This window comes from Streptomyces stelliscabiei (genome assembly GCF_014873495.1).
Lineage (GTDB): Bacteria > Actinomycetota > Actinomycetes > Streptomycetales > Streptomycetaceae > Streptomyces > Streptomyces bottropensis.
The window spans coordinates 7843158-7864886 of sequence record NZ_JADBGF010000001.1 but is presented as its reverse complement, the minus strand read 5'-3'; the positions used below and the strand labels follow the sequence as shown (position 1 = coordinate 7864886).

General features: G+C 71.7%; 17 protein-coding genes and 1 pseudogene. 10 read left to right on the top strand and 8 right to left on the bottom strand.

Annotated elements, in window-relative coordinates; all coding sequences use genetic code 11:
• The first annotated feature begins 205 nt into the window (after positions 1 to 205).
• On the top strand, positions 206 to 985 hold the full coding sequence (locus H4687_RS34800) for an ABC transporter ATP-binding protein (RefSeq protein ID WP_046913206.1): 780 nt from the start codon (positions 206 to 208) through the stop codon (positions 983 to 985).
• Between the two features lie 466 nt (positions 986 to 1451).
• On the opposite strand, the gene H4687_RS34795 is transcribed toward H4687_RS34800, so the two are convergent.
• The 6 genes and pseudogenes from H4687_RS34795 to H4687_RS34770 all read right to left on the bottom strand — a co-directional run bounded on the left by H4687_RS34795 (position 1452) and on the right by H4687_RS34770 (position 10114).
• Entirely contained in the window at positions 1452 to 4523 is a 3072-nt protein-coding gene (locus tag H4687_RS34795; RefSeq protein ID WP_101953134.1) for an AfsR/SARP family transcriptional regulator, read from the bottom strand.
• A 655-nt stretch (positions 4524 to 5178) separates the two neighbouring features.
• Positions 5179 to 5553: a peptidase inhibitor family I36 protein gene (locus tag H4687_RS34790; RefSeq protein ID WP_005481816.1), complete on the bottom strand. Its 375-nt coding sequence runs from the start codon at positions 5551 to 5553 to the stop codon at positions 5179 to 5181.
• A gap of 97 nt (positions 5554 to 5650) precedes the next feature.
• Positions 5651 to 8752: an AfsR/SARP family transcriptional regulator gene (locus H4687_RS34785; protein WP_233443584.1), complete on the bottom strand. Its 3102-nt coding sequence runs from the start codon at positions 8750 to 8752 to the stop codon at positions 5651 to 5653.
• 175 nt (positions 8753 to 8927) lie between these two features.
• Positions 8928 to 9224, bottom strand: a pseudogene (locus tag H4687_RS34780) (PucR family transcriptional regulator); the annotation flags it as partial.
• A 24-nt stretch (positions 9225 to 9248) separates the two neighbouring features.
• Positions 9249 to 9764 carry a hypothetical protein gene (locus H4687_RS34775; RefSeq protein WP_046913208.1) on the bottom strand — a complete coding sequence of 172 codons (516 nt, stop codon included), beginning with the start codon at positions 9762 to 9764 and terminating at the stop codon, positions 9249 to 9251.
• Between the two features lie 125 nt (positions 9765 to 9889).
• Positions 9890 to 10114: a heavy-metal-associated domain-containing protein gene (locus H4687_RS34770; protein ID WP_046913209.1), complete on the bottom strand. Its 225-nt coding sequence runs from the start codon at positions 10112 to 10114 to the stop codon at positions 9890 to 9892.
• Positions 10115 to 10327: 213 nt separating this feature from the next.
• On the opposite strand from H4687_RS34770, the gene H4687_RS34765 reads away from it, so the two are divergent.
• The 6 genes from H4687_RS34765 (at position 10328) to H4687_RS34740 (ending at position 17947) form a co-directional block, all read left to right on the top strand.
• The gene (locus H4687_RS34765) at positions 10328 to 12139 is read left to right on the top strand and encodes a methylmalonyl-CoA mutase family protein (protein WP_046913210.1); all 1812 of its coding nucleotides are present in this window, start codon (positions 10328 to 10330) and stop codon (positions 12137 to 12139) included.
• Complete coding sequence (scpA, locus tag H4687_RS34760; RefSeq protein ID WP_046913211.1) at positions 12136 to 14319, top strand: methylmalonyl-CoA mutase; 2184 nt, start codon at positions 12136 to 12138, stop codon at positions 14317 to 14319. The genes H4687_RS34765 and scpA overlap by 4 nt, the downstream gene beginning before the upstream one ends.
• The gene (gene meaB / locus H4687_RS34755) at positions 14316 to 15305 is read left to right on the top strand and encodes a methylmalonyl Co-A mutase-associated GTPase MeaB (protein ID WP_046913212.1); all 990 of its coding nucleotides are present in this window, start codon (positions 14316 to 14318) and stop codon (positions 15303 to 15305) included. The genes scpA and meaB overlap by 4 nt, the downstream gene beginning before the upstream one ends.
• A gap of 251 nt (positions 15306 to 15556) precedes the next feature.
• Positions 15557 to 16072, top strand: coding sequence for a hypothetical protein (locus H4687_RS34750; protein WP_404819293.1), 516 nt, complete (start codon positions 15557 to 15559; stop codon positions 16070 to 16072).
• Between the two features lie 150 nt (positions 16073 to 16222).
• Positions 16223 to 16918, top strand: coding sequence for a class F sortase (locus H4687_RS34745; RefSeq protein WP_225966920.1), 696 nt, complete (start codon positions 16223 to 16225; stop codon positions 16916 to 16918).
• A gap of 213 nt (positions 16919 to 17131) precedes the next feature.
• On the top strand, positions 17132 to 17947 hold the full coding sequence (locus H4687_RS34740) for a carbonic anhydrase (RefSeq protein ID WP_046913215.1): 816 nt from the start codon (positions 17132 to 17134) through the stop codon (positions 17945 to 17947).
• A 127-nt stretch (positions 17948 to 18074) separates the two neighbouring features.
• Here the strand turns inward: H4687_RS34740 and H4687_RS34735 are convergent, their stop codons facing one another.
• Positions 18075 to 18524, bottom strand: a complete 450-nt coding sequence (locus H4687_RS34735) for a DUF6299 family protein (RefSeq protein WP_046913216.1) — start codon at positions 18522 to 18524, stop codon at positions 18075 to 18077.
• A gap of 270 nt (positions 18525 to 18794) precedes the next feature.
• Here H4687_RS34735 and H4687_RS34730 point away from each other — a divergent pair, with 270 nt between their 5' ends.
• The 3 genes from H4687_RS34730 to H4687_RS34720 all read left to right on the top strand — a co-directional run bounded on the left by H4687_RS34730 (position 18795) and on the right by H4687_RS34720 (position 20627).
• Positions 18795 to 18998, top strand: coding sequence for a DUF5999 family protein (locus H4687_RS34730; RefSeq protein WP_046913217.1), 204 nt, complete (start codon positions 18795 to 18797; stop codon positions 18996 to 18998).
• Positions 18999 to 19068: 70 nt separating this feature from the next.
• Positions 19069 to 19926 carry a PaaX family transcriptional regulator gene (locus tag H4687_RS34725; RefSeq protein ID WP_046913218.1) on the top strand — a complete coding sequence of 286 codons (858 nt, stop codon included), beginning with the start codon at positions 19069 to 19071 and terminating at the stop codon, positions 19924 to 19926.
• Positions 19927 to 20174: 248 nt separating this feature from the next.
• Positions 20175 to 20627 carry an ATP-binding protein gene (locus tag H4687_RS34720; RefSeq protein ID WP_028796574.1) on the top strand — a complete coding sequence of 151 codons (453 nt, stop codon included), beginning with the start codon at positions 20175 to 20177 and terminating at the stop codon, positions 20625 to 20627.
• A 16-nt stretch (positions 20628 to 20643) separates the two neighbouring features.
• Here H4687_RS34720 and argF read toward each other — a convergent pair whose 3' ends face one another.
• Positions 20644 to 21651 (bottom strand): ornithine carbamoyltransferase, encoded by a 1008-nt coding sequence (gene argF, locus H4687_RS34715; RefSeq protein ID WP_046913219.1) that lies wholly within the window; start codon positions 21649 to 21651, stop codon positions 20644 to 20646.
• Positions 21652 to 21729 lie beyond the last annotated feature (78 nt).

Sequence of the window (21729 nt, the reverse complement as noted above, 5' to 3'; positions counted from 1 at the left end):
GAAGTCCATGGTTAACCCCGTTCGGTTGACAGTGCGGTGAGCACTGCCATCCACGGTAGGGGTGGCCGCTTTTGGCGCATTATCGCTTCGATTTCGAGCCGATCTCCGGTCGGCGCCCGGAATGTGCCACGCCACATAGAAACTTCAGAGAACAGCCAGGCAGGCTTGGCGGGTAACGCTCTGCACACGAGAGGACCATCCCCCCATGCGGACCGAAATCAGTGGTGCCCCGTCCCGTGACGGCGAGCGCCGTAGGTCGCCCGCTCTGACGCTGACCGGCGTCAGCAAGGTGTACGGGAAGGACGGTACCCAAGTCCGCGCGCTCGACCAGGTCTCGGTGGAGATTCCGCGAGGCTCCTTCACCGCGGTCATGGGACCTTCCGGATCCGGCAAGTCCACTTTTCTGCACTGTGCTGCGGGGCTCGACCGGCCGACCTCCGGTTCCGCCAGTGTCGGAGGAGTCGAGCTGAGCCGGCTGGGCGAGACGGCACTGACCAAACTGCGTCGCCGGCAGATCGGCTTCGTCTTCCAGTCGTTCAACCTGGTCCCTTCACTGACTGTACGTCAGAACATCGAGCTACCACTGCGGTTGGCCGGTGAGCGCATCGAGAACACGTGGTTGGAGGAGATCCTGGAACGCGTGGGTCTGACGGGCCGTACGGGACACCGGCCGGGCGAACTCTCCGGCGGTCAGCAGCAGCGCGTGGCGATCGCCCGGGCACTGGTCACCCGCCCGGACGTCATCTTCGGCGACGAACCCACCGGCGCCCTGGACACGGTCACCGCCCGCGAGATCCTCGGCCTCCTGCGGACGTGCGTGGACGAGGCGGGGCAGACCGTGGTGATGGTGACCCACGACCCGGGAGCGGCGTCCTATGCGGACCGGGTCCTCTTCCTCGCCGACGGGGCTCTCGCCGGCCACCTGGACAGCCCGACGGCGGAAAGCGTCGCCGAGCGGATGACCCGTCTCGGCGCCTGGTCGTAGGGGCGAACGGCGCGCGGGCGCCGACGGCGCCGATATCTGAGCGAAATCACGGCAATAGGTCCGCTTCCTAATCTCCTCCTAGTTCTTCCGGCGAGCGGCAAGCCGCCGGAATCACAGATCTCCTGGAGGAGAAAAAGGATGCGTAGCACCCGCACAGCTGCTTCCGCCGGAATCGTCTTTGCATTCGCTTTCGGCCTCGTGTCCACCGGCACCGTGTCGGCGAGCGCGAACGAGGCGGCGTCGGTACAGGCTGTGCTGACTCGTTCGGCCTCCTCGGCGGACGCACTGCCCGCAGGCGTCATCACGAGAACCGATGAGGTCCCCTGGACCTGATCCTGGCACCCCGGCGACCTCCCCGCCGGTCCCACACCGGACGAGGCCGGCCTCATGGATGTCACTCTCCATGAGGCCGGCCTCGTCCGGTGTGCGTACCGCCGGAGCCTCGCTCGACCCCGGCGCCACCGGATCAGCCGTCGGCGATGCGGGCCAGTTCCTCGACCGTCAGCCGGAACACGGAAGGGGCGGCCACAAGCCGTTCCGCCACCTTGATCAGCTCGCCCGCACGTTCCTCCCAGGCGTGGGCCCCCAGTTCCGCGAAGGTCTTGCGCGCCCTCGCCAGCAACTCGGCCGTCTCTGGCGCCCCCAGCAGCAACTGCGCGCACGCGAGATCCGTCTGGGCGCGCGCCCGCAGGTATCGGTCGTTCACGGCGTCGGCGGCCTCCATGGCCTCGATCAGCACGGGCAGGGCCTCGGAGGGTGCGCCCCTGCGCCAGCGCGCCTCACCGATCCCGCGTAGTACGTGCCCCTCGCCGAGCCGGTCGACGCCGGAGCGAATCAGGGCCAGCGCCTCGAAGCACACCTGTTCGGCTGCGAGGTAATTGCCCTGCAGCATCAGAGCCTCGGCGAGGCGGTAGGAGTTCTGCGCCTCACCACGGAGCGAACCGGCTTCGCGGCTCTTGCCGATGGCCCGGGTGGACAGTTCCATCCCCGCCGCCACATTGCCGCTCTCCAGTTCGATTTGGGCGAGCAGTCCCAGAGCGTGTGATTCGCCCGCCAGATCTCCGGCCGTACGGAACCCCTCCAGAGAACGCCGGGTCAGCCGCCCGGCTTCCGCGAGGTCACCGGAGAACCGCCGGCAGAGGGCCAGGTTGCGCAGCACCAGCGCGTGACCGTGGGGCGCGTCGACCGTCTCGAACAGAGCGAGCGATCGATCCAGCCAGGACTCCGCATCTCTGTACTGTCGCTGGTAGATCGCCAGCATGCCCATGGACCGCAGGATGGTCGCCTGGCCATGCCGGTCCCCGGTGCGCTGTGCGGACGTGAGGGAGACCGCCGCACAGGAGGACCAGTCCTCCAGGAAGTTCCGCGCCTCGAAGAGCGTCGTGGCGTTCACGGTGAGCCCCCAGGCGTAGGCCGACTGGTCGGCGGCCGCCGCCTGCGCGATGACGTCGGTCAGCGCGGTGCGCTCCCACTCGAACCACGCCAGTGGTTCCTTCACCAGGGAGTCCACCAGCTCCGACGGCAGCGGCCGACCGAGCGGGAACCCGTACTCGAACGAGTGGTTACCGCCGTATTCACGCCGGTGGGCCGCATCGGCGAGATGCAGATAGGCCGCGTACACACGTTCGAGGGCAGCCGCCCTCTCCTCCTCGCTCTCTTCGGCGAGCGCGCACTCCCAGGCGAAGAGCCGCAGCAGGTTCTGGCACTGGTAGCGCACCCCGAGCGAGGGGTCGATCGAAGCGACCTCCAGAAGCTGGGCGTCGATCAACTCCTCGATCAGGATCTCCGCCTGGTCACCGTCGGCGTCGAGCAGTGAGGCGGTGACCCAGCCGGCGAAGGTGGACACCGTCAGGAGACCGATGAGCCGATAGAGCCTGCGGGCCGGCTCGGACAGGTCTCGGTAGCTGAGCCGGAAGCCGGCGCGCACCCCTTGGTCGCCGAGGCTGAGCTCGTCGAGGCGACGCCGCTGGTCGCGCAGGCGCCGCACCAGGTCCGGCACGGACCAGTACCGCTTGGCGGCGAGCCGAGCCCCGGCGATGCGCAGTGCCAGTGGCAGCCGGTCGCACATCTCCGCCAGATCGGCAGTGGCGTCCGGGCTCGCCGAGATTCGCTCGTCTCCGGCGATCTCGGCGAGCAGGGACATCGCCTCACCGGACGTCATCACCTGCAGCGGGACCGCGAGAACAGCGTAATCCCCGAGCAGGTCGGTCATCGGATCCCGGCTGGTGATCAGCACGCAGCAGCGTCCGTTGCCGGGCAGCAACGGCCGTATCTGCTCGGCGTCCCGGACGTTGTCCAGGACGATCAGAACGCGACGGCCGCCGAGCAGGCTGCGATAGAGCGCGGCCCTCTCCCCGGGATCGGCCGGAATCTGCGCGGTCTGCACGCCCAGCCCACGCAGGAACTGGTCGAGGACGGCGGCGGCGGATACCGGCTCCTCCTCGTGATACCCGCGTAGATCGACGAAGAGCTGACCATCCGGGAAGCGTGCAACGACCTGGTTGGCCCAGTGCACCGCGAGAGCGGTCTTACCCACCCCGCTCACCCCGCTGATGACACCAATCTTCAGCGGGTGCTGACCCAACCGCTCGTCCAACATCCGGTCCAACTGCCGCAACTCCTCCGCACGACCGGTGAACGAGGCGGACTGAACGGGGAGTTGAGTCGGCGCTCCGGTGTGCTGGGCCGGAACCGGGTTGGCCGGCGGCAGGGTGAGCGTGGGCGAGTCCTGCAGGACGAGGTTGTGCAGCGCCTGCAGGGCCGGACCGGGTTCGATACCCAGTTCCTGGGCCATCAGGTCGCGGCCCTCGCGGAAGAGGGCGAGGGCATCGGCCCTGCGGCCTGCCCGGTAGTGAGCCAGGACCAGATGGGCCCGGGCCTGCTCGCGCAGCGGGTGCTCCCTGACGTGGGCGGTCAGCTCAGGAATGATCGTGCGGTGGTGGCCGAGCTTCAACTGCAGCTCCGTGTACTCCTCGTACGCGCTGAGCCGCACCGACGCGAGCCGGTCCGCCTCCTCGGTGAAGCGCTCGCCGTCCAGACCGTCGAAGGCGGGCCCACGCCACAATCCGAGTGCGTCGCCGATCAGTTCACATGCCGCTGCGACCCGTCCCGCGCGGGCCCCGTCCCTGGCCTGACGTACGCGCTCCTCGAATTCCACCGCGTCGACGTAGTGGTTGAGGCTGTTCAGAACGTACCCCGGATGCGAGGTACTGATCAGCTCGGTGTGACCCGTTTGTTCGCTGAAGACCTTCCGCAGTCCCGCCACGCAGATCGCGATCTGGTTGCGTGCCGTGGCAGGGGCCCCACCGGGCCAGACCGCATAGATGAGCGAGTCCACCGAGACCACCCGGTTCCGGGCCAGCAGAAGCGCGGCCAGAATGGTCCGCTGCCGGTTCCCCCCCAGATTGGTGGTCTTCTCGCCAGCCTGGACAGATAACGGCCCCAAAACCCTAAACGTCAATTTACTCACAGTCGCCCCCCGGATACCCATCAACGCTTGAGAAGGATACGTCATCGTGATCATTACCAGCAGTAACATGATCTCTGCCCAGCCGACCCGCTCGGCGATCTCGGCCCGCCATGAGGAACCTTCTCGATCTGTTTGCCTGCCGGCTCCTGGCCGTGACGCTTCGCGCGATTGACGACACGCCGCACCCCGCGGCCTCGTCGTCATCGGGATCAGGAATCCGGACGCGCCCCTCGGCGACGAGCCGCTCGATCAGCTCCTACGCCTTCGCCCGCCTGGCACGTGCGAGGGACCGCTCGCCTTGGGGCGACCGAGACTCGGCCGGCTCACCGCCGTTCACTCATGGTTTCGAGCGCCCTCCTCGACCGACAGGGGCCCGGGGAGCCCGTGCTGTCGTTCGAGCAAGGCCGACCACCCGTGCACGAGCTCCAGCCCACGCCGCGCCGCCCTACCTCGAGTACAGCCGAGACAGCGCGGACAGCCGCGGGAGTCCTCCGGGACTTTTCCGGGACTTCCGGCCCCATCGACCGGCACGAGCGTGAAACGACCGAAAGGCCGTCGGCACGGGTCAGCGACCGCCAAGCGAACATCGAGGAAGGTCACGGCGCTCGCTGGTCTCTACCCGGACATCTGACGGGCGTCTGCGAGGGCTTGCCCGGTCACCGTCCCCGGGACACGGCACGGCCGCCGCGGATGTCCGCGGCGGCCGTGCGTGCGGTGGCGGGGTTCAGCACTCGCCTCGCCAGGTGGCCTTCTTGAAGACGACGCCGGGCGCGAAGTCCCACTTGTAGTCGCCCGGACCCGGGTTGAAGTGGAGACAGTCGCTGTACGTGCCGCCGTTGTAGGTCCAGGTGAGCTGGATGTGGTCGGCACCGGGGAAACTCGTGCCGTTGTTGAAGACGGAACGCCCACTGACGCTGCCGGACCAGTTGCCCTGGCTCTCCACGACCAGTGAACCGGTCTGACCCGTGCCGGAGTAGATGCAGAAGGCCCCCCGGTCGCAGCCGGGCGGGTTCGGTTCGGCGGACGCGGTGGGTGCCGCGACGGCCACGGCGGCCAGGGCGGCGGATGCGGACAGAGCCGCGATGGTGCGCTTGCGCATCGGGTTCTTCCCCCTTGGTCGGGTCCTGCTCCTTCGTTGCCCCCTCACTGTGGGCGACGGCGGTGCAGCCGGGGCGCAGTGCCGGTTCAGTCCTGGTTCAGCCCGTGTGGACGCTCGGGTCCGACTCCTCGACGGCGCGTAGTTCGGCGTACTCCCGGGTGCCGTAGAGCTGGAACGTCAGCAGCGCCTCCTGGCGCAGCGCGCGGGCGCCGGGCCGGTCGCCGACGAGTTCGTGGAGGCGGGACAGATCGCGCAGGGTGCGGGCGCGGAAGACCGGATGCCGCAGCCGTGTCCACAGGTCCAGTGCCTGCCGGAGACAGGCCGAGGCGTGGTCCACCCGCCCCTGGGCGAGGTGGAGTTCGCCGAGAGTGCGCAGCAGCAGTGCCTCGCCGAACCCGTCGTCCAGCTCGCGGCACACCCGTAGCGCGCCGAGGAGCGCGGGCAGCTCCGCGTCGTCGGGCTTCAGCCGGAAGCGGACCTTGGCCAACGCCTGTACGGCGTACGCCTCCATCAGCCGGTCACCCGCCGATCTCAGGAGGTCGAGCGCCTGCGAGCACCGTTCCTCCGCGCGCGTCAGGTCACCGTCCGCGCGGTGCACGAGTCCGATCGCCCGCAGGGCCAGCCCCTCACCCCGTCGGCTGCCGAGGGACCGGTAGATCGTGAGCGCCCTGCCGAGGTGGACCGTCGCTTCGTCGAAGTTCCCCTTCTCGCGCAGGATCGACCCCAGGTCGTAGCGAGCACCGGCCGCCCCCGCGGCGTCCCCGAGTTCCTCGAACGCGGACAGGGCCTGTTCCAGACAGGCCGTCGCCTCGCCGAAGTTGCCCTGCTCCCGGCCGGCGACGGCGATCCCCGCGAGGGCCGTGGCCCGGCCGCCGAGGTCGTCCAGGCGTACGAACCCGGCCAGTGCCTCGCGGAAGTGGCGTTCGGCCTCGTCGAACCGGTCCTGTTCGTAGCGCAGTTGTCCGAGGCCGGTGAGCACCACGGCCTCCCCGCGCGAATTGGCCGCCCGGCGGGCCGCCGCGAGGGCGGCGTCGTGGGTGCGCTCCCAGTCCTCGAACTGGTTGTTGACCCGGAAGGAGGCCTGGACGAGCGCCGAGGCCAGGTCGCACGCCTCCTCGTCGAGGTCGAGGCGCGCCGCAAGCACCACCCCGGCGACCAGCGAACCGTGCTCGGCGTGGAGCCACGCGCGCGGATCGGCGAGCAGCCGCCCGCCCAGCCCCAGGTCGGCGTCCTCCGCGGCACCCTGGGGCGCGAGGTGCGGCACCCCGGTGGGGTCGAGGTCCCCGGCCCTGCGGGTGAGCGCGAGCCAGGTACGCAGCAGCCGGGACAGCGCCGAGGTCCGGTCCTGCCGGGTGTCCTCCCGCTCGGCCCGTTCCCTGGCGTACAGCCGGACCAGGTCGTGGAAGCGGTAGCGGACGCGGCCGGTGCGGTCCGCACCCAGCGGCTCCAGCAGATGGGCGTCCGCCAGCCGGTCGACCAGACGCTCCGCGTCGGACACGTCGATGCCCGCCAGCGGCGCGGCCACCCAGGGCGCGAGATCCGGTGACTCCAGCATCCCGAGCCGGCGGAAGACCAGCCGTTCCGCCGCCGGCAGCGCACGGTAGCTGACCTCGATCCCGGCCCGTACGTCCAGGTCCCCGGAGGCCATCTCGTCCAGCCGGACGTGTTCGTCGCGGAGCCTCTCGGCCAGGGCGCCGAGCGGCCAGGCGCTGCGGGTGCCGAGCCGGGATCCGGCGATACGCAGGGCCAGCGGGAGCCCGCCGGACAACTGGGCGATCTCCGCCGCCGCCTCGGGCTCCGCCGTCGTCCTGGCGGGACCCGCGAGCCGGGCCAGGAGCTGCACGGCGTGGGTGGGGTCCAGCACCTCCAGGCCCACCCGCTCGACGCAGTCCAGGCCGTGCAGGGCCTTCCGGCTGCTGATCAGCACGGCGCTCCCGCTGCCCGCGCCCGGGAGCAGGGTGCGCACCTGCTCCTCGGTGGCGGCGTCGTCCAGCACCACGAGCACCCTCAGACCGGCCAGCACCGTACGGAACGCGGCCGCCCGTTCGGGCAGCGAGGAGGGGACCTGGCCCGGTCCGACGCCCAGTGCGCGCAGGAAACCCGCGAGGACCTCGGCGGGGTCGGCCGCACGGGCCGGGTCCCCACCCCCCAGCCCGGCGTGCAACTGCCCGTCCGGGAAGGCCGACGCGACCCGGTGCGCCACGTGCAGCGCCAGTGCCGTCTTGCCGACACCCGCCATCCCGTGCACGACACAGACCCGGCCGTGCTCACCGCCCTCGCGCAACGCGGCTTCCAGACGGGCCGTTTCCCTCGCGCGTCCGGTCAGCCACTTCGGCGGGGCCGGCAGCTGCACGGGAGCCGGTACCCCGCCGGGCTCGCGCCTCGTGCGCATGCCCCACCGTGCACGCGTCTCCCCCGCGGCGCCCCCTCCGGCGGGCCGGTCGGCCACCAGCAGCCGGGCGTTCACCTCCCGCAGCTCCGGGCCGGGTTCGATACCCAACTCGGTGTGCAGCAGACGACGGCCGTCCCGGTAGACAGCCAGGGCGTCCGCCCGGCGTCCACAGCGGTCCAGGGCGATGATGAGCTGCACCCGTAATCGTTCCCGCAGCGGATGTTCGGCCACCAGCCCGGTTAGGTCGCCCACCAGCTCCGCTCCCCCGCCCAGTTCCAGCCGCGCGTCGAGCACGCGCTCCACCGTGGCCAGCCGGATCTCCTCCAGCCGCGTCGCCTCGGCCTGGAGCACCGAGGTCGTCGGAGCGCCGAGCGCGGGGCCCCTCCAGAGCGCCAGCGCCTCCTCGAAGAGATCCGCGGCACCGCCGTGTTCGCCCCGGGCCGCTTCCGCGTGGCCTCGCTCCAGCAGCGCCTGGAACAGCTGCAGATCCAGCTGTCCCTCCTGCGGTTCGAACACATAGCCGCGGGGGCGGGTCTTGATCACCTCTCGGGTGTCCGGCCTGTGGAGCACCTGCCTCAGCTTGAGGACATACCCCTGCACCAGCTTCGCCGCCGACGCCGGTGGCCGGTCCCCCCACACGGCGTCCACCAGCCGGTCGACCGACACCAGCTTGCCCGCCTCCACGAGCCCGGCGGTGAGCAGCGCGGTCGGCTTGCGCGGGAACGGTGGCAGCCGCTGCCCGTCGAGCCACACCTCGACCGGCCCCAGCACCCGGAACTCCACCTGTCCCCCACGGCTCCCGATCACCGTGGCGCACCGGTCCTGTGCGCCGTCACTCGAAGCCCTCGGTGTCCACGATGCTCGTCCTGCTCACCCGGCGCCAGACACACACCGGCCAGGGGGTGGGAATGGCCGAACCCCACCGAGTGCGGTGGCGCGGAGGTCCCTCACCAGGGGGCTGGGCAGACGGCTGCGTCGAACTCAGGGGTCTCGTGGGCCAGTCGAGGAGGCCGGCGCCGATGACCGCTGTCTGGAGGGTGTAGCGGTCGATGGGGTCGGTCGGGTCCACCCCGGTGAGGGTGTGGACGCGGGCCAGCCGGTAGGTGAGGGCGCACACGCCGAGGGAGAGCCGGCGGGCGGTCGAGGCGGCCACGCACCCGCTGTCGAAGTACGCCGTGAGGGTGTCGAGCAGGGGCACCGCCCCGCCGCGCGCCTGCTCCAGCGGGCCGAGCGTGCTGCTCACCAGGTCGACGAGCGCCTGCCGGTCGCGGGCCAGTACCACACGCATGTCGGTGATCACCGACTACCACTCGAACGGATGAGCAAATGAGCGCTCACCAGAGCGTTGGTGCTCGGTAAGGAATCCTAACGCAGCCCGAATGACGGTCATCTTCTCCACGGCGGAGAGCGGTTCGGACGCCTTGGCGACGACCTGGGGCAGCACCTCGCCGAACCCGTCGGCGGGAATGGCGGTCACCACACGGCCCGCGGTGCCCACCAGGTCCCCGTCCCGCGGGGCGAGAGCCGTCCGATCACGCGCCAGGGCCCGGCCGCAGCGGTACGTCGGCCAGGCCGTGCCGGCCCCCAGCACCGCACCGCATCCGATCGCGGCCACCGGGCCCGCGTCCAGCGGCTCGGTGGCGAGAACCCCGCCGAATCCGGTCGCCGCCAGGAATCCGGCGACGACCGGCAACGACAGCCACCCGTCCAGGACGCCGTCGAGCGCACCGTCGAACGCGCCGTCGAGCACCCCGTCGAGGACCAGCGACAGGACGAGCAGCGCGCCCCCCGTGATGCCGAGTCCGAAGAACCAGGCCATACGCGCCGTCCCCCTCCCGCCCCGTCGCCGGTCTCCGGCTCGGAAGGATCCTCACACGGGTGCGGGGATGCGTTCATTGCCGTGTTCCGGCAACGTTCGGGCGCCTTCCCTTCCCGCTTCCCGGCTCAGGCCGCGGCCCGCCGTACGACCTCGGCGACCTCGTAGCCCGCCTCGACGATCGCCGCGCGTACGGCCGCGTCGTCGGCCGACTCGCCGCGTACGGTCACCAGGCCGGCGCGTACGTCGACGTCGACCTCGCTCACGCCGGGCACCGCGGCGACCTCCTCGGTGACGCTCGTGGCGCAGTGGCCACAGCTCATCCCGGACACGGTGAAGTACTTCTCGGCCATGGGTCGCTCCTGTCCTCGGGCGGCCCGGTGACCGTGCCGTCGGAGGCGCACGGGCCGCGTGGCACCAGGTACGGCGGACCGCCCCACGACGTTCATCCTCGACCCGTAAGTGACCGGCAGGTAACCCACCCGATTTCAAGGTCACCCCAGGGAGGGCAAGGTCACAGCCGTGCCCCCTGCTGCTCCTTTGCGCCTCTGGCCTAGCATCCGAGCATGACGGTCCTGCCTGACGACGGGCTTGAGCTGGCCGCCGAGTTCCCTGACGCAACCCACGAGCAGTGGCAGCGCCTCGTTGCGGGCGTGCTGCGCAAGTCGGGCAAGGACGTCGGGGGCGCTCAGGCCGAGGAAGCCCTGTCCACCGCGCTGGAGGACGGGCTGCGCACCCGTCCCCTCTACACCGCGCACGACACCGCGCCCCCTTCCGGTCTCCCCGGATTCGCGCCCTTCGTACGAGGAGGCCGGGCCGCTGGCAACACCGTCGGCGGCTGGGACGTACGCCAGCGGCACACGACGGCGGACCGCGACGCGGTCCTCGCCGACCTGGAGAACGGCGTCACCTCCCTGTGGCTGGTGCTCGGCGAGGCCGGTCTCCCGGTGTCCTCGCTCGGCCGGGTCCTCGACGGCGTGTATCTCGATCTCGCGCCGGTCGTCCTGGACGCGGGTGCCGAGACCGAGCCCGCCGCCGATGAGTTGCTGCGCCTGTACGCCGAACGGGGCGTCGCCAAGGAGGCGGCGCGCGGCACCCTGGGCGCGGACCCCCTCGGCCACGAGGCCCGCACCGGGCAGACCTACGACTTCGCCCCCGTGGCCGGGCTGGCCCGGCTGTGCGCCGAGGAGTACCCGGGGCTGCGGGCCCTGACCGTGGACGCCCTGCCGTACCACGAGGCCGGTGGCTCGGCCGCGCAGGAGCTGGGTGCCTCGCTGGCGACCGGTGTCGCGTATCTGCGGGAGCTGACCGGGGCCGGGCTGAGCGTCGAACAGGCCTGTGCGCAGCTGGAGTTCCGGTACGCCGCGACCGCCGACCAGTTCCTGACGATCGCCAAGCTGCGGGCCGCGCGGCGGCTCTGGGCCCGGGTGGCCGAGGTGTGCGGGGCGCCCGCGGCCGGGGCGCAGATCCAGCACGCGGTGACCTCGCCGGTGATGATGACGCGCCGCGACCCGTGGGTGAACATGCTGCGCACGACCATCGCCACGCTGGCCGCCGGGGCCGGCGGCGCCGACTCCGTGACCGTGCTGCCCTTCGACCACGCCCTCGGACTGCCGGACGCGTTCGCCCGGCGTATCGCCCGCAACACCTCCACGATCCTCGTGGAGGAGTCCCACCTCGCCCGGGTCATCGACCCGGCGGGCGGCTCCTGGTACGTGGAACGGCTGACCGACGAACTGGCCCACGCGGGCTGGGAGTTCTTCCAGGAGATCGAGCGCGCGGGCGGCCAGGCGGCGGCCCTGCGCTCCGGCGCCGTACGGGAGCGCCTCGCGGAGACCTGGGCGGCCCGCAGCGCGAAGCTCGCCCAGCGGCGCGAACCGGTCACCGGCGTCAGCGAGTTCCCCCATCTGGCCGAGAAGCCGGTCGTCCGCGCGCCCGCGCCCGAGCCGCCGTCCGGCGGTCTCCCCCGCGTCAGCCGTGACGAGGCGTTCGAGGCCCTGCGCGCCCGCTCGGACGCCCACCTCGCCGCGACGGGCTCCCGCCCGCGCCTCTATCTGGCGTCCCTGGGCCCCGCCGCCGCCCACACCGCGCGGGCGACCTTCGCCGCCAACCTCTTCCAGGCGGGCGGCATCGAGCCCGTCACCGAGGGCACGTTCGAGGAGAGCGGTGCCACGGAGGTCTGCCTGTGCTCCAGTGACGCCGTCTACGAGGAGCGGGCCGCGACCGCCGCGGCCGCGCTGAGGGCCGCCGGTGCCTCGCACGTGTTCCTCGCCGGCCGTCCCGCCGAGTACACCGGTGTCGACGGTTTCGTCTTCGCCGGCTGCGACGCCGTGGCCGTGCTGTCCGCGACCCTCGACCGTATGGGAGTGTCCCGATGACCGTCCCTTCCGTCCCCGACTTCTCCGGGATCGAGCTGGGTTCCCCGGCCGTCGGCGGCGGTGCCGACGAGTGGCGTACGGCGGTGAAGCACGCGGCGGGCGGTGACGACCTGCTGTGGGAGACCCCGGAGGGCATCGGGGTCAAGCCGCTGTACACCGGTCAGGACCTGGAGGGCCTGGACTTCCTGGGCACCTACCCCGGCATGGCGCCGTACCTGCGCGGTCCGTACCCGACGATGTACGTCAACCAGCCCTGGACCATCCGGCAGTACGCGGGCTTCTCCACGGCGGAGGAGTCGAACGCCTTCTACCGGCGCAACCTGGCGGCCGGTCAGAAGGGTCTGTCGGTCGCCTTCGACCTGCCCACCCACCGGGGCTACGACAGCGACCACCCGCGGGTGACGGGTGACGTCGGCATGGCGGGCGTGGCGATCGACTCGATCCTCGACATGCGGCAGCTCTTCGACGGCATCCCGCTGGACCGGATGACCGTGTCGATGACGATGAACGGCGCGGTGCTGCCCGTGCTCGCGCTCTACATCGTGGCGGCCGAGGAACAGGGTGTGCCGGCCGAGAAGCTGGCGGGGACCATCCAGAACGACATCCTCAAGGAGTTCATGGTCCGCAACACCTACATCTATCCGCCGAAGCCGTCGATGCGGATCATCTCCGACATCTTCGCCTTCACCTCGCAGAAGATGCCCCGCTACAACTCCATCTCCATCTCCGGCTACCACATCCAGGAGGCGGGTGCGACGGCCGACCTGGAGCTGGCGTACACGCTCGCGGACGGGGTGGAGTACATCCGGGCGGGCCGGGAGGCGGGGCTGGACGTGGACGCGTTCGCGCCCCGGCTGTCGTTCTTCTGGGCGATCGGGATGAACTTCTTCATGGAGGTCGCCAAGCTGCGGGCGGCCCGTCTGCTGTGGGCCAAACTGGTGCGCCAGTTCGATCCGCAGAACGCCAAGTCGCTCTCCCTGCGCACCCATTCGCAGACCTCGGGCTGGTCGCTGACCGCGCAGGACGTCTTCAACAACGTCACGCGGACGTGTGTGGAGGCGATGGCCGCCACCCAGGGCCACACCCAGTCGCTGCACACCAACGCCCTCGACGAGGCGCTCGCCCTGCCCACCGACTTCTCGGCGCGCATCGCCCGCAACACCCAGCTCCTCATCCAGCAGGAGTCCGGCACGACCCGGGTCATCGACCCCTGGGGCGGCAGCGCCTACGTCGAGAAGCTGACCTACGACCTCGCCCGCCGCGCCTGGCAGCACATCCAGGAGGTCGAGCAGGCGGGCGGCATGGCCCGGGCCATCGACGCGGGCATCCCCAAGCTGCGCATCGAGGAGGCCGCGGCCCGCACCCAGGCCCGGATCGACTCGGGGCGGCAGCCGGTCATCGGCGTCAACAAGTACCGCGTGGAGACCGACGAGCAGATCGACGTCCTCAAGGTCGACAACTCCTCCGTCCGCGCCCAGCAGATCGAGAAGCTCCGCCGGCTGCGCGCGGACCGTGACGAGCAGGAGTGCCGGGCCTCGCTGGACGCGCTCACCCGGGCCGCCGGCGGCGAGGGCAACCTGCTGGAGCTGGCGGTGCGGGCGGCCCGCGCCAAGGCCACGGTCGGCGAGATCTCCGACGCCCTGGAGAAGGTGTACGGCCGGCACGCGAGCCAGATCCGTACCATCTCCGGCGTGTACCGCAACGAAGCAGGCGAGTCCCCGAACGTGGAGCGCACCCGGAGCCTGGTGGACGCCTTCGGCGAGGCCGAGGGCCGCCGGCCGCGCATCCTGGTCGCCAAGATGGGCCAGGACGGCCACGACCGGGGCCAGAAGGTGATCGCGACCGCCTTCGCCGACCTCGGCTTCGACGTGGACGTCGGCCCGCTGTTCCAGACCCCGGCCGAGGTGGCCCGGCAGGCCGTCGAGGCGGACGTGCACATCGTCGGGGTGTCGTCGCTGGCCGCCGGGCACCTCACCCTCGTACCGGCGCTCAGGGAGCAGCTGGCCGAGGAGGGGCGGCCGGACATCATGATCGTGGTCGGCGGGGTGATCCCGCCGCAGGACGTGCCCACGCTGCTGGAGATGGGCGCGGCGGCCGTGTTCCCCCCCGGGACGGTGATCCCGGACGCGGCGTACGACCTGGTGAAGAGGCTGTCGGACGACCTCGGGCACGACCTGTGATCGATGTCGACGCCTACGTCAAGGGTGTGCTCGACGGGAAGCGGGCGGTCATCGCCCGCGCCATCACTCTCGTCGAGTCCACCCGGCCCCAACACCGCGCTCTGGCGCAGGAGTTGCTGACCGCGCTGCTGCCGCACAGCGGCCGGGCGCGGCGGATCGGGGTCAGCGGGGTGCCGGGCGTCGGCAAGTCGACGTTCATCGACGCGTTCGGCACGATGCTGACCTCGCTCGGGCACCGGGTGGCGGTGCTGGCGGTGGACCCGTCGTCGAGCCGTACGGGCGGCTCGATCCTCGGCGACAAGACCCGGATGGAGCGGCTGGCCGTCGACCCGGCGGCGTTCGTGCGGCCCTCGCCGACGGCCGGGACGCTCGGCGGGGTGGCCCAGGCCACCCGTGAGTCGATCGTGGTGATGGAGGCGGCCGGCTACGACGTGGTGCTCGTGGAGACCGTCGGCGTCGGACAGTCCGAGACGGCCGTCGCCAACATGGTCGACTCCTTCCTCCTCCTCACTCTCGCCCGCACCGGCGACCAGCTCCAGGGCATCAAGAAGGGCGTCCTGGAGCTGGCCGACGTGCTCGCCGTCAACAAGGCGGACGGCCCGCACGAGCGCGACGCCCGTACGGCGGCCCGTGAGCTGGCGGGCGCCCTGCGGCTGATGCACGGCAGGGACGCGGCCTGGACGCCGCCGGTGCTGAGCTGCAGCGCCCGCGAGTCCACCGGCCTGGACGCCGTGTGGGAGCGCCTGGAGCAGCACCGCACGCTCCTCGACTCCACCGGCAGGCTCGCCGCCAAGCGCCGGGACCAGCAGGTCGACTGGACCTGGTCGATGGTCCGCGACGAACTCCTCGGCCGGCTGCGCACCCACCCCGGCGTACGGTCCCTCGCGCCGGTCCTCGAACAGCGCGTCAGGGACGGCGAACTGACGGCCACGCTGGCCGCCGAGCGGATCCTGGAGGCGTTCGGGGACTCCGGCCGGCACGAGTAGACGGGCTCCGCCCCGGTCTCGCGGCCCTTCAGCGGTGTCGGCCGGCCGCCGCGCACGGCGGGGGTCGTCGTGCACCCCCTCAGGGGCGGGTCCCCCGGGCGGACCGCTCCGGTTCACCCGGCTGAGCGCCCCGAGTGGTGGCGGAACGGGATCCGGCTGACGGTGGATCACGTCGGAGCCGGGTCAAGTCAGCTGACGAAGCACCAGCTGCCCGGCTGCGGCGGAAGGACCATCAGATGCGTTCTGCTCGCATGCTTCTCGCTACCGCGGCGGCCACCGCCGTCCTCGCCATCACCGCACCCGGCGCCTACGCCGACGGTGACCAGTGGGACCACGAGGACCATGGCTACAGCAAGGAGCACGACAAGGACAGCAGCCACGACGGACCGCGCGGCGGGGTTCACACGGGTGGCGGTGCGCTGACCTCGCTGAACACCGAGGGTGACTGGGGCTCCGAGCGGGGCGGCAAGCCCGACGCGGGGGGCTACGACAAGGAGGAGGCCACGAAGGACGGCCAGGAGAAGGAGTCCTGGAAGGGCGGGAGCGGCAACGAGTCCTGGAAGGACGAGCAGGACAAGGGCTCCTGGAAGGACGAGGAGGAGGGGGCCTGGAAGGGCGACCACGACAAGCCGCGCGGCGGTATGCACACCGGTGGCGGCGCGCTCGCCTCGCCCGCGGTGACCGCGGGCGGGATGGCCGTCCTCGCGGTGGCCGGTACGGGGATGTACGCCCTGCGGCGCAGGAAGACCGCCGGAAGCGTGGCCTGAGCCCATGCCGGGCGCGATACCTGGCGCGATAGCGGCCGCGGCCGCCACACCGTGTGTCGTGTGGCGGCCCGGCCGGCGTTCCGGAGTGTCCCCCGACCGTCCCGTGCCCGTCCGTCCGTCCCGCTGCCGTACCTGGTGAGGTGGTGTCCGATGGCAGCCCGCCCTTCTCCCCCCGGCACCGATCCGGTGCCGACCCGCCCGAGCGCCCGGGTCAATACGACCGCGGTGTGCGCCGTGGGCCTGATGATCCTCGCGGTGAGCCTGTTCGGCGGTGAGGACTCCTCGACCGACGCCTCCCGCCCGCCGAGCGCCCGACACGCCCCGCTGGCCGCCCCGTCCTCCTCGGCCGGGCAGGACCGCCCCGCCGAACCGCCGGCACAGCGGCAGCGGGAGAGCGCGTCCCTGCCGGTCCGGCTGCTCATCCCGAAGATCCGGGTGAACGCCCCGTTCGTCCCTCTGTACGTCGGCCGTTCCGGGCAGTTGGACGCTCCGCCGGCCGACGACGTGAACCTCGTGGGCTGGCACGCCGAGGGCGCCGCCCCCGGCGAGACGGGCACCTCGATCATCGCCGGGCACGTCGACACGAAGACCTCCCCGGCCGTCTTCGCGGGGCTCGGTGAACTGAGGAAGGGGGACGTCTTCCACGTCGTACGCGCCGACCGCGAACGGGTGTCCTTCGTGGTCGACGCCGTCGAGACGTTCGAGAAGGACGACTTCCCCGACAAGCGGGTGTACGCCGACGCGTCCCGGCCGGAGGTCCGGCTGATCACCTGTGCGGGCGACTACGACCGCAGCGTCATGGACTACACGGAGAACCTGGTGGTCTTCGCGCACCGGACGTGGTGACGACCCGCCGCCGGCGGGCGCCGACCACCCGGCCGGACGCGGGGACAGAAAGCGCTCCCCACCCGTGAATTGAACAGTGAGCGACCGGCTGTCCAAAAACCGGCACGGAAGTGACCAAGAACCGTTCAAGGGTCAGCCATGATTGATCAACACTCGTCCATGATTCGGCATCTTGAACATGTGAGCGTTTAGGCCGGACGTACGTTCCTGCCCGTGAATCCTGACGCAGCACCCCACAGCGGCGATGCCGCCGAGGCGACCGCCACCGGCGCCGACGCACCGATACCCCACGCGAAGCCTCGCGGCCGACGCTCGCTCCTGCGCGCCGCGCTGGCCGGCACCGCCGTCGTCGGCGGCGGCCTCGCCGTCGGCGCCTTCCCGGCGAACGCCGAGCCCGTCACCCGCTCCACCCGCTCGCACTCCACGCCCCCCACCCCCAAGCGGCCGAGCACGGCGGACGAGGCACTGAAGGAACTCTCGAAGGGCAACCGCCGCTGGCGGACCCTGCACGAGCGGCACCCCGACGAGGGTTACGCCGTGCGCAAGGCCCTGACGACCGGTCAGCAGCCGTTCGCCCTCATCCTCGGCTGCATCGACTCCCGCGTCCCCCCGGAGCTGGTCTTCGACCAGGGCCTCGGCGACCTGATGACCGTGCGCAGCGCGGGCGAGGTGCTGGACCAGTCGGTGCTCGGCAGCGTCAAGTACGGCGTCCTCGAACTGAACATCCCGCTGGTCGTGGTGCTCGGCCACCAGTCCTGCGGGGCCGTGAAGGCCGCCGTCGCGGTGGACGAGAGCGGTGAGGAGCTGCCCAGCGGCATCCAGTACATCGCCGACGAGATCGCCCCGGCCATCGACCACAGTGTGACCGGCGACGCGCGGGTCGCGGCGACGATCGACGCGAACGTCCGGCTCGTCCGCTCCAAGGTCGTGGCCGACCCCGACGTCGCCGCCAGGCTGAAGGCCGGCAAGGTGGCCGTCGTCGGCGCCCGTTACGACCTGACGACGCAGCGGGTGCATCTGCTCAAGTAGCGCGCACGCCCGCCCGGGCGACAGGCCCGGGCAGGGGGAAGGCGGCTCCGGTGGACCACCCACCGCCGGAGCCGCCTTCTTCTGTGCGGACGCGGGCGCGCGGCCCGGGACTCGCCGGGCCGTCGGCTCAGCCCTCGACGAGGGTGATGTCCTGGTGCCGCACCGCGTGGAACCTGGGCAGCGGCAGGCCGCCGCCCGACAGTTCGGTGACGGTGGCCTCCACCCGGGCGGGGCCCGGAAGGTAACGGCCGGGCTCGGCCCTGTCCGTGTTGGTCCAGGCGTGCTCGGCGCCGTCACAGACCGCCGACGACCCGCCGACCCCCTTGCGGACCCTGCTGTCGCCCTGCTGGAGCGAGGACGAGACGAACACGGGCCCGCTGCTGCCGAGGCAGCGGTACGTGCCGGACAGGGTGAGGGTGCCGTCCGGGGCGACGTACCCGGTGGGGTCGATGGTCACCGTCTCGGACGCGTCGGACGCGGCACCGGCGGACGGAGCGGCGCCGAGCAGCAGCAGCGCGGCACCGGCGACGGCGCCGAGCACGCGCGGGACCTGCGGGAAGGCCGGGGACAAGGGCATGGGATACCTCCTTGGAGCGGGGTTTTCAGAGGTACCGGCCCGGCCGGTGCGCGCCCGTGATCATCACCCCCGCGTCGGCGCGTCGGTTGGGCCGTCCTCACTACCGGCCGCGGGCCCGCGCGCCGGGCGTTGTGTCCGCGTCCTGTCACGGCACGTCCGGGTGCTGTCACGTCTCGCGGAACCGTGTGGCCATGAGGCCCCGGCGCGGGCATGGTCTGGGGTGCGAGGCGGTGCTCGCCGCCGGCACTCACCACGACGTGGAGGTGCGCCATGTGTGCTCACCAGCCCCTGTGCCCCTCGATCGACAGCACGGACCGCGACGCCGCGCACATCGTCGCCTTCCACCCCGAGCAGGGCTGGAACCTGCTGTGCAACGGGGCGATCGTCTTCGACGACACCGGTGAACTCCTGCCCGACGGCAGCGTGGTCGCCCCGCACCGCCCGGTCTTCGGCCACCTGGCGACCGCCGCCTGAAACGCCGTCCCGTTCGGCCGCGGCGGAACGACGCACCCTGCGTGACCAGCGGTGATACCGGCGACCTAAAATGATCAACGTGTCGGAACAGCACGCACCTCGTTCGCTCATCGTCACGTTCTACGGCGCCTACGGCCGTTCGGTGCCGGGACCCGTGCCCGTCTCCGAGCTGATCCGGCTGCTCGCGGCGATCGGTGTCGACGCACCCTCCGTCCGCTCCTCGGTGTCCCGGCTGAAACGGCGTGGCCTGCTGCTGCCGGCCCGTACGGCGGCGGGGGCGGCCGGGTACGCGCTGTCGGACGACGCGCGGCGGCTCCTGGACGACAGCGACCGGCGGATCCACGCGCCGGCGGCCGAGCAGGACGAGGGCTGGGTCCTCGCGGTGTTCTCGGTGCCGGAGTCGGAGCGGCAGAAACGGCATGTGCTGCGCTCCCGGCTGGCCGGACTCGGCTTCGGCACGGCCGCCCCGGGCGTGTGGATCGCGCCGGCCCGGCTGCACGAGGAGACCCGGCACACCCTGGCCCGGCTGCGGCTCGACCCGTACGTGGACCTGTTCCGGGGCGAGCACCTGGGGTTCGCGGCGACCGCCGAGGCCGTGGCGCGATGGTGGGACCTGTCCCAGATCGCCAAACGGCACGAGGCGTTCCTCGACCGGCACGCGCCCGTGCTGCGCGGCTGGGACCGCCGCGAGGACACGCCGCCGCAGGAGGCGTACCGCGACTATCTGACGGCCCTGGACTCCTGGCGGCACCTCCCGTACGTCGACCCGGGGCTGCCCGCCGCGCTGCTTCCGGCGGACTGGCCGGGGGTGCGTGCGGCGGCCGTGTTCCGGGCCCTGCACGCGCGGTTGCGGGACCCGGGGGCGGCGTTCGCGGGGGTGGACCTGCGCGGGGGCCCGGGGCCCGGGGCGCCGAGCGGGACGGTCTGACCCGCGGGGCCGCCGAGCGCGGGCAGGACGGCGGTCCCCCGTGTCCTCGCCGGCACGCCCGGCGTGACTCGGTCACGGGCGTTCGACAAGGCCGTAACGACGGGATCGGCCGGGCGCGGCGGAGCGTTGCCGTGGGTAGACCGGCGGCAACGGGGCCGAAGGTCCCCCGCGGCGCCCGCCGAGCGGCTTTGCCGGTGCTCGCCGTACCATTCATCACGTTGAAAGCAGGACGAGCCATGACCTGCTCCATGAACGGACCCGCCGCCTTGCAAGAACCCTCCGCCCCCGCCTCCTGGCGCATCGCGCTGCCGCACACCGCCGCGGCCGTGCCCGTGGCCCGTGCACTGGTGCGTACGGCGCTGACCGAACTGGAGCACGGAGCGGACTGCGACACGGCGGAGCTGCTCACGGCGGAACTGGTCGCGAACGCGATCGAGCACGCGGCCGGTGACGGGCCCATAGAGCTGGTGGTGGAGCTGGTCCCGACCGGCTGCAAGGTGGAGGTCCACGACCCCGACCCGGCGCCCCCGGGCGATCTGACCGCTCCGGGCCACCTCGACCCCGACCCCTGGCAGGAACACGGCCGCGGGCTGCTTCTCATCCGCGCGCTCAGCTCGGCGTGCGGCCACCGCCCGACGGATTCGGGCAAGGCGGTGTGGTTCAGGCTGCCGACGGTGCCGCCCCAGCGCCGCCACGTTTAGTGGGGCCGCGCGGGGCTCAGCCCAGCGTCGCCACCAGAACCGCCTTGATCGTGTGCAGCCGGTTCTCCGCCTCGTCGAAGACGACCGAGTGCGACGACTCGAACACCTCGTCCGTCACCTCCAGCGAGTCCAGCCCGTGCAGCTCGTGGATCTCGCGCCCCACCTTCGTGCCGAGGTCGTGGAAGGCCGGCAGGCAGTGCAGGAACTTGACGTCCGCGTTGCCGGTGGCCCGCAGGACGTCCATGGTCACGGCGTACGAGGACAGCGCGCCGATGCGCTCGTCCCAGACCTCCTTGGGCTCGCCCATGGAGACCCAGACGTCGGTGGCGACGAAGTCGGCGCCCTCGACCCCCTCGTGGACGTGCTCGGTGAGCGTGATCCGCGCCCCGCTGATCTCCGCGAGCTTGCGCGCGTGGACGACGATCTCCTCGGCCGGCCAGTAGTCCTGCGGGGCGACGATCCGGACGTCCATGCCGAGCAGGGCCCCGGTGACCAGGTACGAGTTGCCCATGTTGAAGCGGGCGTCGCCGAGGTAGGCGAAGACCGTCTCGTCGAGCGGCTTGGCGCAGTGCTCGGTCATGGTCATCACGTCGGCCAGCATCTGGGTGGGGTGCCAGTCGTCGGTGAGGCCGTTGTAGACCGGGACGCCGGCGTACGCGGCCAGTTCCTCGACGTTCGCCTGGCTGTCCCCGCGGTACTCGATCGCGTCGAACATCCGGCCGAGAACCCGCGCGGTGTCCCGTACGGACTCCTTGTGGCCCATCTGGGAGCCGGAGGGGTCGAGGTACACGGTCCGGGCCCCCTGGTCGGCCGCGGCGACCTCGAACGCGCAGCGGGTGCGTGTCGAGGTCTTCTCGAAGACGAGCGCGATGTTGCGGCCCCGCAGGTGCTGGGTCTCCGTTCCGGCCTTCTTGGCCGCCTTCAGCTCCACGGCCAGACCGATCAGCCCGCGGAACTCCTCCGCGGTGAAGTCCAGCTCCTTGAGGAAGTGGCGCCCGGCGAGGGCGTGGGGAACGGTCGCCATGGGGCGCTCCTGGATCGACGGGACAGGGTCAGCGTAAGGAAGGCTGGAAGTCTATACGATGTTCCACATTTCTATACG

What these genes read in the sequence shown, in the direction of transcription:
- H4687_RS34800 (WP_046913206.1), top strand. Translation starts at nt 206, where the DNA reads ATGCGGACCGAAATCAGTGGTGCCCCGTCCCGTGACGGCGAGCGCCGT.
- H4687_RS34795 (WP_101953134.1), bottom strand. Translation starts at nt 4,523, where the DNA reads ATGTTACTGCTGGTAATGATCACGATGACGTATCCTTCTCAAGCGTTG.
- H4687_RS34790 (WP_005481816.1), bottom strand. Translation starts at nt 5,553, where the DNA reads ATGCGCAAGCGCACCATCGCGGCTCTGTCCGCATCCGCCGCCCTGGCC.
- H4687_RS34775 (WP_046913208.1), bottom strand. Translation starts at nt 9,764, where the DNA reads ATGGCCTGGTTCTTCGGACTCGGCATCACGGGGGGCGCGCTGCTCGTC.
- H4687_RS34770 (WP_046913209.1), bottom strand. Translation starts at nt 10,114, where the DNA reads ATGGCCGAGAAGTACTTCACCGTGTCCGGGATGAGCTGTGGCCACTGC.
- H4687_RS34765 (WP_046913210.1), top strand. Translation starts at nt 10,328, where the DNA reads ATGACGGTCCTGCCTGACGACGGGCTTGAGCTGGCCGCCGAGTTCCCT.
- scpA (WP_046913211.1), top strand. Translation starts at nt 12,136, where the DNA reads ATGACCGTCCCTTCCGTCCCCGACTTCTCCGGGATCGAGCTGGGTTCC.
- H4687_RS34750 (WP_404819293.1), top strand. Translation starts at nt 15,557, where the DNA reads ATGCTTCTCGCTACCGCGGCGGCCACCGCCGTCCTCGCCATCACCGCA.
- H4687_RS34745 (WP_225966920.1), top strand. Translation starts at nt 16,223, where the DNA reads ATGGCAGCCCGCCCTTCTCCCCCCGGCACCGATCCGGTGCCGACCCGC.
- H4687_RS34735 (WP_046913216.1), bottom strand. Translation starts at nt 18,524, where the DNA reads ATGCCCTTGTCCCCGGCCTTCCCGCAGGTCCCGCGCGTGCTCGGCGCC.
- H4687_RS34730 (WP_046913217.1), top strand. Translation starts at nt 18,795, where the DNA reads ATGTGTGCTCACCAGCCCCTGTGCCCCTCGATCGACAGCACGGACCGC.
- H4687_RS34725 (WP_046913218.1), top strand. Translation starts at nt 19,069, where the DNA reads ATGATCAACGTGTCGGAACAGCACGCACCTCGTTCGCTCATCGTCACG.
- H4687_RS34720 (WP_028796574.1), top strand. Translation starts at nt 20,175, where the DNA reads ATGAACGGACCCGCCGCCTTGCAAGAACCCTCCGCCCCCGCCTCCTGG.
- argF (WP_046913219.1), bottom strand. Translation starts at nt 21,651, where the DNA reads ATGGCGACCGTTCCCCACGCCCTCGCCGGGCGCCACTTCCTCAAGGAG.